The following is a 10837-nucleotide window of genomic DNA, read 5'->3' on the forward strand; positions in this document are numbered from 1 at the left end:
GCCGCAGCCCCGGTGGCACGCCGGGCATCGCCCACGGCCCGTCGCTGCTGATCGCCGGACCCACCGGCACCGGCAAGACCCACCAGGCCTTCGGCGCCGTCCGCTCGCTCCTAGCCGCCGGGGTCCGACTGCGCTGGCAGGCCGTCACCGCCGCCGATCTGCACGCCAGCCTGCGCCCCCCGCCCGGTCACGACCCCGAGCGCGAGCTCCAGGCCCTGTGCCGGTGCCCGCTGCTGATCCTGGACGACCTGGGTGCGGCCAAGCAGTCCGAGTGGACCGAGGAACTCACCTACCGGCTGATCAACCGCCGGTACACCGAGCTCCTCCCCACCCTGATCACCACCAACCTGCCCACCGACGAGCTGCGCGCCGCCGTCGGCGACCGCGTCGCCTCCCGCCTGGCCGAGATGACCGACCGCGTGGTGCTCAGCGGAAACGACCGCCGCCGCACCGCAGCCGCCAAATAACAAGCCCTGGCGCCCACCTTCCGCTCAACCCGCGCGCCACCCTGCCGGCCGCGGCGCTGCTTCGGAGACTCCTCCATGACGCAACTCGCCCTGCCCGCACACGAGCCCGGTCACCGCGTGACCGGATGGGACCGCGCCGCGGTCACCGCTCTCGGCACCGCGGGCTTCGCCCTCTCCTACGATGCCCTGCAGCAGATGGCCCTGGCCGTCCACGTCCGCGGAGTACTCAGCTACCTCTTCCCGCTCCTGATCGACGGGTTCATCGCCTACGGCATCCGGGCCCTGATCCTCCTGCGCACCGCCGCCTTCCGGGCCCGCCTCTACGCCTGGACGCTCTTCTCCGCCGCCACCGTCGCCAGCATCTGGGCCAACGCCCTGCACGCCGTCCGCCTCAACCAACGGACAGCACACGGCGGGGTGCACCTGGGCGACGCCGCCGTCGGAGCCCTGTCCACCCTCGCCCCGCCCGCCCTCGCCGGCGCCGTCCACCTGTACATCCTCATCGCCCGCCAACCCTCAGGCGGACACCGCTCACCCGCACCGGCCGAGCAGCCGCTCGGGCCGACCGACTTCTGCTCACCCGCCACCGTCCCTGAGCTGTCCGGTGAGCAGAACGAGCACGGCGACGACGAACCGGGAACGCCAACCGGCCCGTCTGGTCAGCATTCCGATCAGCCCCTGCTCCCGCTCACCCCTGCCGTCCGGGAGCTGGAGGCGAGGTGGCGGCGGCCGCCGACTCGCCGCAGCCCGGTGCGTCCGGGCGCAGGGCCAAGGGCACAGCGCGTCTCCGCGATCGCACCCGGCGGCCCGCCCACAGCGTGCGCCTCAACGAGCGCGAGCACGCCCTGATCACGGCTGCCGCTCAGAGCGCGGGCATGAGCGTGGCCGGTTTCCTCGCCCACGCCGCGCTCGTCGCCGCCCGCGACCGCTCCCGCACCGCGGCCGCCGTCGCCACCGAACGCGAAGTCCTCACCGAGCTGTTCGCTCTACGGCGGCAGCTTGGCCGGGCGGGAAGCAACCTCAACCAGGCCGCCCGTGTGCTCAACTTCGGCGGCGACGCCGCCGACATCAAGGCCGTGCTCGACGACGTCCACAGCGCTGTGGACAAGGTCCAGCAGGTCACTGATCGGATGACCACCCCCGGCGAGGGGAGGTCCACTTGATTCCGCGCGTCCACCAGCAGGGCAAGCGCACCGCCGGACTGCTCCACTACCTCTACGGGCCCGGCACCCACGAGGAGCACATCGACCCGCACCTGGTCGCCTCCTTCGACGGCACCGCACCCGACCCCGGCCGCGATCCCGCCGCCACCCGCATCGAACTCAAGAAGCTGCTCGACCAACCCCTGCACCTGCTGGCGGAGGACCAGCGGCCCGAACAGCACGTGTGGCACTGCTCCGTGCGCGCAGCCCCCGGCGACCGCACCCTCACCGACGCCGAGTGGGGCGAGATCGCCCGCCGCACCGTGGCCGCGACCGGCATCGACACCGGCGACGGCGCCGGATGCCGCTGGGCGGCCCTGCGGCACGCCGACGACCACATCCACATCGTCGCCACCTTGGTCCGCGAGGACGGCCACCGCCCCGACCACCATCGATCCGGCAAGCGCGCCCAGGCCGAGTGCCGCCTCATCGAAGCCGACTACGACCTCACCCCCGTCCAGCCCGGAGACGGGACCGCCGCCCGCCGCGCCACCAGCCCCGAACGCCACAAGGCCCAACGACAGGGCCGGGAGCGCCCCGTACGCGAGGAGCTGCGCGAAGGCGTCCGCCGGGCGGCTGCCGGTGCCGGCGACGAGGCGGAGTTCTTCACCCGGCTCGCCGAAGCCGGATTCCGGATCCGCACCAAGCAGGGCACTTCCGGCGACACTCTCGGCTACGCCGTCGCCCTGCCCGGCGACCGCAACAAGGCCGACCAGCCCGTCTGGTTCTCCGGCTCCAAACTCGCCCCCGACCTGTCTCTGCGCCGCATCCAACAGCGCTTCGCCCAGGAGCCGGGCCAGAATTCCCCTTCCACAGAGGAGACCACCCCGCGCATGCGCCCCGCGGCCGCACGCCGGATGGCCGGCGACGCCGCCTGGAACACGCTCCGCGGATTCGAGACGGTCGAGGACCGCGCCGCAGCCGCGCAGATCTCCGCCACCGGCGAAGTTCTCGATGCCCTGGCCACCACCAGCGCCGCGTCCCACCGCACCGAACTCCGCTCAGCGGCTGCGGCGTTCGAACGCGCTTCCCGCTCCCACACCCGCGCCGCCCACCAGCACAGCCAGGAGCTGCGCCGAGCCGCCCGCGCCTTGGCCCACAGCGGCCCCGCCTTCGGCCGCGGAGAGGACGGCGGCGCCACGGCGATGGCGCTGAGCACGCTGGTCTTCCTGACACTGGCCGCCGCACGGTGGCACGCCCAACGGCAGCAGGCCCAACAGGCCGCCGCCGTGCAGCAGGCCGCCCAACACCTGCGCGACGCCTACCGCGTCACCGCCACTCCCGTGCTACGAGCCCTACACGACCACGGGAAGCAGCTGCCGCACACCGTCCACGAACAGCTCCGCGAAGCGGTGCGCGCCGCCCTGCCCCACCTCGCTGACACCGTCCTCAGCGAACCCGGCTGGCCCGCCCTGGCCGCCACCCTCACCGAAGCCGAACACGCCGGACACAGTCCCAGCTCGGTGCTTCCGGAGGTCGCGAACCAACGCGAGTTGCACAGCGCCGACTCCACCTCCGACGTACTGGTCTGGCGCATCCGCCAGACCACCGACCTACCCGCCGCCCCCGCACGGCCCAACACCAAGCCCGGACTCCCCGCGGCAGCAGCCGCAGTCCAGCCCGAGCAGCGCCACGCTCACAGTCGCCGCCGATGATGCAACAAGAGAATGATATGGAATGGTGGTTACGTAGTTGCAGGCCAGGGCCGATGCGCAGGACCTGATCGCCTGGGAGGTGTCGGTCGACTCCACCGTCGCCCGCGCCCATTAGCACGCGCCCGGAGTCCTCAAAAAGGGAGACCTACCGCGGGAACCGCCCAGTGGGCTGCACGCAGAACCAGACGACCACGGACTCGGACGCTCCCGCGGGGGACTGACCACCAAAGTCCACCTTGCCGTCGAGCCCACCCAGCGGCCCATGACGCTGGTGATCACTGCCGGGGAGAACGGGGACTCCCCGCAGTTCCAAGGGGTTCTCGAGCGCATCCGGGTACCCGGCTGGGGAAGGCGCGGCCGCGCACCCGGCCGTCCAAAGTGCGCGCGGACAAGGCCTACAGCTCCCGCGCAAACCGCGCCTGCCTGCGCCGACACGGCATCGGCTGCACCATCCCGGAAAAGCGCGACCAGATCGCCCACTGCCGTAATCGCGGCTCCCGCGGGACTGGGTGGCTAACCAGAGATGAAGGCGATGGCATCGTGGCTGTGGATGCTCTCCAGATTGCGGATACTCACCGCGTGCCGAAGGCCTCGATCTCGGCAGGAGGCACTGACCTCACGGGCCATGTCCTCGACGAACACCGGACTGTCGTACGCCTGCATGGTCAAGACACGCTCGTCGGCGCGCTTGACCAAGGGCACCACTGGCGCCGAGGCGGAGGACGACAGCAACCGCACGGCGCCGTGAACCGGCAGGGGGTAGGGGGTGTCGCCCTGGCTGGTCACGGTGAGCATGACCTTGCTGCGTTGATTGTGTGCGCCGTAGTCGGAGATGGCCTTGGAACACGGGCAGAGGCTGGTCACCTCCGTGGTCACGGCCGTCTGGACCGTCACGTTGCCGTTGTCCCAGTGCCCTTCGATGCGGATGTCGTGCACCTGCTTTGACTCACGGCCGCTTGCGGGGGCGACCACGGTCGTGCTGACAGGCATGGCCATCGCCACGGTGATGGCGGGCGCATCCAGCAGATCCGCGCCGGTCTTGAGGACAGTAGGCAACCGCCGCGGGTCGAACCTCTGCAAGTGCTCATGCACGAGGGCGACCATGCGGCTCATATGCGTGCCGCGCCGGTCGCTCTGGAGGCGCACCGTCACCTCGAAGTTCGCGATGCCCTCCTGGCGGAGGTGGCCGTCTTCGAAGGACACGGGGTATCGGACACCGTCGATACCGACCCGGTCGAGTTCGATACCCCGGGAGTCGGTCTCGTTTTGGATGTCGTGCATGCTCACTCGCCCCGGTACGTGCAGCCCGACGTGCACGTCTCACGGACCGTCAGGGCCGAGAGCCCCGACAGGTTGGGCTGGAGGCGTTCCCAGATCCAGCGGGCCAGGACCTCGCTGGTCGGGTTCTCCAGGCCCTCGATGTCGTTCAGGTAATAGTGGTCGAGTTGCGACTCGATCGGCTTGAACGTCCGCTTGAGGTCACCGAAGTCCATGACCCAGCCCGCCTCGGGGTCAACCGGCGCCTCGACGTGCACGATCACCTTGTAGGAGTGGCCGTGCAGCCGGGAGCACTTGTGGCCTTCGGGGACGTTGGGCAGCCGGTGCGCCGCCTCGAAATTGAACTCGCGAAAGATTTCCATTTACTGAATTCCCAGATACTTGTGCGTCTGGAGAGAGAGAATCCAGCGCGGGTTTTTCATGCAGTAGTCGACTGCTGCACGGGTGTTGGCCTCCAAGTCGGGGCCATCCATTGCTTGAAGGCGGAAGAACCTGAAGTCCAGATTTTCAAACTGGGAGGGAATTCCGCCCAGTTGGGGGTAGACCAGCTTCAACTCGTCGCCCTTAGTGACCACAAGTTCGGAACCAATCTTGGGGCTCACACACAGCCAGTCGATGCCCGCCGGCGGCACACGCGTGCCGTTGGTCTCGACCGCGACCTCGAAGCCCCTGGCATGCAGGGCCTCGACGGCCGCCTCGTCGAGTTGCAGGAGCGGCTCGCCGCCAGTGCACACAACAAAGCGGTGGTCGGCGGACTCCGAAGGCCAGGCATTCTCCACGGCTTGGGCGAGGTCCTCGGGCGTGGCGAACCGGCCGCCGCCTTCGCCGTCGGTGCCCACGAAGTCGGTGTCGCAGAACTGGCAGATGGCGCGGTGGCGGTCCTTCTCCAGGCCCGTCCACAGGTTGCAGCGTGAGAAGCGGCAGAAGACCGCCGGGCGGCCTGCATGGCTGCCCTCGCCTTGGAGGGTGTAGAAGATCTCTTTGATCAGATACGTCATTCTCAGGCGTCCTGGTACCGCACGGGGTCGGTGGAACCGGCCTCGGCGAAGCCCTTCAGGCGAAGCAGGCAGGTCTCGCAGCAGCCGCAGGCACGTCCCTGCTCGTCGGGGTCGTAGCAGCTGGAGGTGATGGAGTAGTCCACACCCAGGCGCAGACCCTCACGCACGATGTCGGCCTTCGACATCTCCACGAGCGGCGAGTGGATCTTGAGCTGCTGGGTGCCCTCGACGCCGGCACGGGTCGCGAGGTTGGCCATCTTTGCGTACGCGTCGATGTACTCCGGACGGCAGTCCGGGTAGCCGCTGTAATCGACGGCAGTGACACCGGTGAAGATGTCACTCGCGTTGACAGTTTCGGCGTATGCCAGCGCGAACGACAGGAAGATCGTGTTGCGTGCAGGCACATAAGTGATCGGCACGCCGCCCCCCTCGGTGTGGTCCAGAGAGTCGTGCTTGGGCACCTCGATGTCAGAGGTCAGCGCGGAGCCGCCGAAAACTCGCAGGTCAATGTCAGCAATGACGTGCCGAGCCGCGCCCTGGGCCTCGACCACGCGCTTCGCGGCCTCGAGCTCCACGCTGTGGCGCTGGCCGTAGCGGAAGCTGAGGGCGTACGGCGTGTAGCCCTGGTCCTTCGCGATGGCCAGGACCGTGGTCGAGTCCAGACCGCCGCTCAGCAGAACGATCGCAGGACGTGCCATGCCTTACTCCCTAGTTAGGCCGGTGTGTATGCCTGAAGCCTAGCGTGGAAACTGACAGGTAGAGTAATCGCCAGCAAGTACGAGTTATGACTGTCGGGAGTCGAACCGCGTGGGGCAACTATCGCTGGTGGTTACGTGCACTGACCGCAAGGTCGAGAGGCCGGACGCGGCCCTGTGCGCCAGGAACCTGCCGGAGGGCAGCGTGAAGCAGCGCTCCGACAACTGGCAGGAGCGCCTGCGGGGGGCGACCGCCCACGGAGGGCCCTCTCTGCACTCCCTCTCGGACCTCTACCGCGGTGATCATTGGACTCGGTCGCGCCGACTAGTGACGACGGCCTCGGCCGCGGGTTACCAGGCGGAACTGTGGGTGGCCTCGGCCGGGCTGGGCCTGCAGCAGGTGGAGCCCGAAGTGCATAAGGCACCCGTCTATGCGGCAACGTTCAGTACGCGGCACGCCGACGCCGTTGCCACGTCAACGGAGGAGAACGCCCGGTGGTGGGGTCACCTTCAGGCGAGAACCGGTCGGGTCACGCTGCAGGAACTCGGCCGCCGGGGGCCGGTGCTGATGGTGCTGTCCGAGGTCTATGCGGGCGCCATGGAGGAGGAACTGCTGGCCCTGGGGGAGCAGGGCGGTGAGGCGCTGCTCATCGGGGGCGTGCGCGAGATTCCCGGGGTTCACCGGGTTCGGTCCGACGCCGGACTGAGCCATGCGGTGGGCGGCACGTTGACGAGCCTGAACGCGCGCATGGCCTCGGCGTGGCTCGAGCACGCCGGAGACCATGCACTCACCTCGCCGGAGGCGCAGAAGGCGTGGAATGCGTGGTCGGCCGCCACCACGAAGCCGGTGCAGTACAACCGGGAGCCAATGTCGGATGATGACGTGATCACTTTTATCAGACGGGAGACGGCGAAGGTGCCGGACATCTCCCGCACCCGGCTGCTGCGGGCCCTGCGTGACAGCGGCCGAGCATGCGAGCAGAGCAGGTTTGCCAGTCTGTACAAGAGGACCATGGGGGAGCGGTGACAGAAGACGTCCTCAAACGCAGGGCACTGCGGATCGAGCAGAATCCGGGCATCCCGCTGTACGTGTTCGCGCTCGAAGCGGGTGAGATTGACCGGGTGGCCGATGTCGCACGGATCTCCCGGGACGAAGCGGGCAAACTGTTCGGGTACCAGAGGCCCGAGAAGAAGCAGCACGTGAAGCAGATCCTGGAGTACCTCGACAGCGAGGATGTGCTGTTCCCCAACGGCCTCATCCTTGCCCTTCCGACCTCGGTGCGGTTCCGAGGCAGCCGCGGGCCGAACAGCACGGACGGTCTTTCCACCATCGGGACGCTGGAGATCTCCCTGCCCGAGTCGCCCAGCGCGCCCCGGCCTGCCTTCATCGTGGACGGGCAGCAGCGGAGCCTGGCGCTCGCGCGCACCCGCAGATCCGGGCTGCCCGTCATGGTGGCCGGCTTTGTCGCCGAGGACATCGAGGTGCAGCGGGATCAGTTCCTGCGCGTCAACACGGTGTCGCCACTGCCCGGCAATCTGGTGACGGAGCTTCTCCCCGAGGTGCACACCAAACTCCCGACGAAGCTGTCCGCGAAGAAGCTCCCTTCAGTCCTGGTGAATGCTCTGAACCAGGACGCCGATTCCCCCTTCAAGGGACTGATCAACCAGGCGTCGACCATCACGGACAAGCGATCCAGCGCCGTGGTGAAGGACAACAGTCTGATCTCCGCTATCGAGGAATCCCTGAAGCCGTCGGGCGCTCTTTTCCCGTACAAGAATCTCTCGAACGGGACGGTCGAAACCGCCACGATCCGCAGCATCCTCATCACCTACTGGAGCGCGGTACGGGACACCTTCCCTGACGCCTGGGGCGTATCACCGACCAAGAGCCGCCTCATGCACGGCGTCGGTATCCGCTCGATGGGGCGACTCATGGACCGAGTCATGGACCGGGTCCTCGCTGTCGCCGAACCGGGTTCGCCCGAGGCCCACGAGCAGGCCAAGGCCGAGTTGGCGCTCATCGCTCCCCACTGCCACTGGACCAAGGGGCGCTGGCCGGAACTCAACACCCCGTGGGACGAACTCCAAAACACACCACGGCATATCAGCACCCTTTCGAACCTTTTGATTCGTATCTACTTCCAGTCAAGGACCAGCGCGTCGTGAAGTTCTATTTTCCGGACAGTCAGGACCAAGTCAGCCCGAGTTACGACTTTTTTAGCGATGAATACTCCGACTTTCGTGTCCGGCAACGCGATGACCGCTATGCGCACCAGGTAGTCACTCCCGCCCCCTACAAGGGCATACTGGTCAGCAAGGCCATCGTTGACGGCTCTGTTAAGGGTGCCGGAAAGTACACCGCTCCCCAGCGTCAGCGGCTCTACCGCCTCGGCGTCCGCGACTTCTTCCGGCTCCCCGAAGGAATGGACAGCCTCGGAGACTGCGGCGCATTCAACTATATCGACGAGAAGATCCCTCCGTACTCAGTTGAAGAAGTTCTCGATTTTTATGAAGAATGCCAGTTCGACGAGGGCGTCAGCATTGACCACGTGATCTTCGGCTACCAACCGAAGGCCACCGACACCGAGGTCGATCCGGCGTGGGCCGAGCGCCGACGCATCTCGCTTAGGCTCGCCGAGAAATTCCTTGCCGGCATCGAGGACCGCAAGAGCAAGGTCATCCCCTTCGGTGCCGCCCAGGGATGGAGCCCGGCCAGCTACGCAGATAGCGTGGCCCAACTCCAGGACATGGGGTACAAGCGCATCGCCCTTGGCGGCATGGTTCCCCTCAAGACCCACGAGATCATGGCCTGCCTTGACAAGATCGAAGAGGTCCGCGACAAGGACACCACCAAACTGCACCTGCTGGGCATCACGCGCATCGGCAGCATGGAAGAATTCTCCAAGCGCGGCGTGGCCAGCTTCGACAGCACTTCTGCCTTCCGGCAGGCCTTCATGGACGAGCGCAACAACTTCCACACCGCCAAGGACACCTACACGGCCGTCCGGGTCCCCCAGGTCGACGGGAATCCCACTCTCAAGAGGCAGATCCTGGCGGGGGCGGTCTCCCAGTCAGCCGCCATCAAGGCTGAGCGCGAATGCCTCCACGCCTTGCGTGCGTACGGCAACAAGCAACTGGAACTGACCGAGGCCATGGCGGCGTTGGAGACCTATTTGACTCTCGTTGACGAGAAAAAATGGACCAAGTACCACGATAAATACAAGAAAACCCTGGATGACCGTCCCTGGGAGGACTGCTCCTGCCTTCTCTGCAGGGACCTAGGCGTCGAGATCGTCATCTTCCGCGGCACCGAACGGAACAAGCGCCGCGGATTCCACAACATGACCGTCCTCCAGGCGAAGATGAGCCAGCTCAACTTCACGTGAACACCTGAACCGCCCGATGTCTACGAACTGCCCACCTAGGAGATGATGTGGCCGACCGATACGCGTTGCGACTCCCCGCCCTGCAAGTAAATCAAGGCGACAAGCAGATCTACTGCTTCGCGGTCGACGGCAAGGAGTTGCACGACTTCACCGCCGTCTCGCGCATCCGCCGCGATGACGAGAAGCAACTGCAGGGGTATCAGCGGCCCGAGGCCCTCAGTCACATCCGGGCAATCCGCCGCTACCTCGAGTCCGACGGGGCGATGCTGCCCAACGCCCTGGTCTTTGCGTTCGACGACCGGGTGGAGTTCGTTGCGGGCCGGCCGACCAAGGGCATCGACTACGCCGTCCCGGGCGAGTTGGTCATCCCCGTCGACGAGTCGCTCGCCGAGCACGAAAAGCCGGCCTGGCTCGTGGACGGCCAGCAGCGCAGCGCAGCAATCCGGGACGCCAACCTGGCGGAGTTTCCCGTCGCCGCGGTGGGATTCATTGCCTCCCAGGAAGAGCAGCGGTCGCAGTTCATCCTGGTCAACTCGACCAAGCCTCTGCCCAAGGGCCTCGTCTACGAACTGCTGCCCGAGACCACCGGTCAGCTGCCGCGCTCGTACGCGCGCCGTCAACTCGCGGCGAAGATCATGGTCCTGCTGAACATGGGGGATGGCCCCTTCAGTGGAAGGATCAGCAGCCCCACGTCGCCCGGCGGCAACATCAAGGACAACAGCGTTCTGAAGATGCTGGAGCACAGCATCTATGAAGGCGCCCTGTACCAGTACCGCAACGCCGAGGACGGTACCGGCGACGAAGAGGCGATGCTGGCGCACCTGCTGTCCTTCTGGACGCCTGTGGCGAGCATGTTCCAGGATGCGTGGGGCAAGCCTCCCAAGGAGTCGAGGCTGACCCATGGTGTGGGTATCCAGGCCATGGGGTTCGTCATGGACCGGCTCACCGCGGACGTCCACTACAGCAAGGTCAACTGGGACAAGGTCCGCAGCGCCCTGCGCGGGCTGGAAGGCCATGTGGCCTGGACGTCGGGCAAATGGATGTTCTCGGATGGCCAGGAACGCAACTGGAACAGCCTCCAGAACACGGCCGGCGACGTGCGGCTGCTCAGCAGCCACCTGCAGGCCTGCGCCGACAAATAGCCACATCTCCCTGC

The 10837-nt window shown here is 67.0% G+C and carries 11 protein-coding genes and 1 pseudogene; 8 read left to right on the plus strand and 4 right to left on the minus strand.

Going from position 1 to position 10837, the window contains the following annotated elements:
• The 4 genes and pseudogenes from AN216_RS23010 to AN216_RS23025 form a co-directional block, all read left to right on the plus strand.
• The coding region (locus AN216_RS23010; protein WP_070198633.1) for an ATP-binding protein at positions 1-467 on the plus strand (467 nt) is incomplete at its 5' end.
• Between the two features lie 195 nt (positions 468-662).
• A pseudogene (locus tag AN216_RS31150) lies at positions 663-848 on the plus strand (DUF2637 domain-containing protein); the annotation flags it as partial.
• 437 nt (positions 849-1285) lie between these two features.
• On the plus strand, positions 1286-1630 hold the full coding sequence (locus tag AN216_RS29440) for a plasmid mobilization protein (RefSeq protein WP_079166888.1): 345 nt from the start codon (positions 1286-1288) through the stop codon (positions 1628-1630).
• A complete protein-coding gene (locus AN216_RS23025; RefSeq protein WP_070198635.1) occupies positions 1627-3324 on the plus strand; it encodes a relaxase/mobilization nuclease domain-containing protein in 1698 nt (565 codons plus the stop codon). Before AN216_RS29440 ends, AN216_RS23025 begins: the two co-directional genes overlap by 4 nt.
• A 513-nt stretch (positions 3325-3837) precedes the next feature.
• Here AN216_RS23025 and AN216_RS23030 read toward each other — a convergent pair.
• From AN216_RS23030 to queC, 4 genes are read right to left on the minus strand one after another with little or no spacing between them, the layout of a single operon-like run.
• Complete coding sequence (locus tag AN216_RS23030) at positions 3838-4605, minus strand: GTP cyclohydrolase I FolE2 (protein WP_070198636.1); 768 nt, start codon at positions 4603-4605, stop codon at positions 3838-3840.
• Positions 4606-4607: 2 nt separating this feature from the next.
• Positions 4608-4964 carry a 6-carboxytetrahydropterin synthase QueD gene (gene queD / locus AN216_RS23035; RefSeq protein ID WP_070198637.1) on the minus strand — a complete coding sequence of 119 codons (357 nt, stop codon included), beginning with the start codon at positions 4962-4964 and terminating at the stop codon, positions 4608-4610.
• Complete coding sequence (gene queE / locus AN216_RS23040) at positions 4965-5600, minus strand: 7-carboxy-7-deazaguanine synthase (protein ID WP_070198638.1); 636 nt, start codon at positions 5598-5600, stop codon at positions 4965-4967.
• Between the two features lie 2 nt (positions 5601-5602).
• Complete coding sequence (queC, locus tag AN216_RS23045) at positions 5603-6298, minus strand: 7-cyano-7-deazaguanine synthase QueC (RefSeq protein ID WP_070198639.1); 696 nt, start codon at positions 6296-6298, stop codon at positions 5603-5605.
• Positions 6299-6407: 109 nt separating this feature from the next.
• Here queC and AN216_RS23050 point away from each other — a divergent pair, with 109 nt between their 5' ends.
• Genes AN216_RS23050 through dbpB (AN216_RS23065) form a run of 4 tightly spaced genes read left to right on the plus strand, consistent with a single transcriptional unit; the run spans position 6408 to position 10823 of the window.
• A complete protein-coding gene (locus tag AN216_RS23050; RefSeq protein ID WP_070198640.1) occupies positions 6408-7322 on the plus strand; it encodes a hypothetical protein in 915 nt (304 codons plus the stop codon).
• Positions 7268-8461 (plus strand): DGQHR domain-containing protein DpdB, encoded by a 1194-nt coding sequence (gene dbpB / locus AN216_RS23055; protein ID WP_244502609.1) that lies wholly within the window; start codon positions 7268-7270, stop codon positions 8459-8461. Before AN216_RS23050 ends, dbpB (AN216_RS23055) begins: the two co-directional genes overlap by 55 nt.
• Positions 8458-9681, plus strand: a complete 1224-nt coding sequence (gene dpdA / locus AN216_RS23060) for a tRNA-guanine transglycosylase DpdA (RefSeq protein WP_070198642.1) — start codon at positions 8458-8460, stop codon at positions 9679-9681. Before dbpB (AN216_RS23055) ends, dpdA begins: the two co-directional genes overlap by 4 nt.
• Positions 9682-9728: 47 nt before the next feature.
• Complete coding sequence (gene dbpB, locus AN216_RS23065) at positions 9729-10823, plus strand: DGQHR domain-containing protein DpdB (RefSeq protein ID WP_070198643.1); 1095 nt, start codon at positions 9729-9731, stop codon at positions 10821-10823.
• Positions 10824-10837: the final 14 nt, after the last annotated feature.

The organism is Streptomyces oceani (assembly GCF_001751245.1).
GTDB lineage: Bacteria > Actinomycetota > Actinomycetes > Streptomycetales > Streptomycetaceae > Streptomyces > Streptomyces oceani.

Excerpts from the sequence above, each read along its gene's own strand:
- AN216_RS23030 (WP_070198636.1), bottom strand. The coding sequence starts at position 4,605 with ATGCACGACATCCAAAACGAGACCGACTCCCGGGGTATCGAACTCGAC.
- queD (WP_070198637.1), bottom strand. The coding sequence starts at position 4,964 with ATGGAAATCTTTCGCGAGTTCAATTTCGAGGCGGCGCACCGGCTGCCC.
- queE (WP_070198638.1), bottom strand. The coding sequence starts at position 5,600 with ATGACGTATCTGATCAAAGAGATCTTCTACACCCTCCAAGGCGAGGGC.
- queC (WP_070198639.1), bottom strand. The coding sequence starts at position 6,298 with ATGGCACGTCCTGCGATCGTTCTGCTGAGCGGCGGTCTGGACTCGACC.
- dbpB (WP_244502609.1), top strand. The coding sequence starts at position 7,268 with ATGCGAGCAGAGCAGGTTTGCCAGTCTGTACAAGAGGACCATGGGGGA.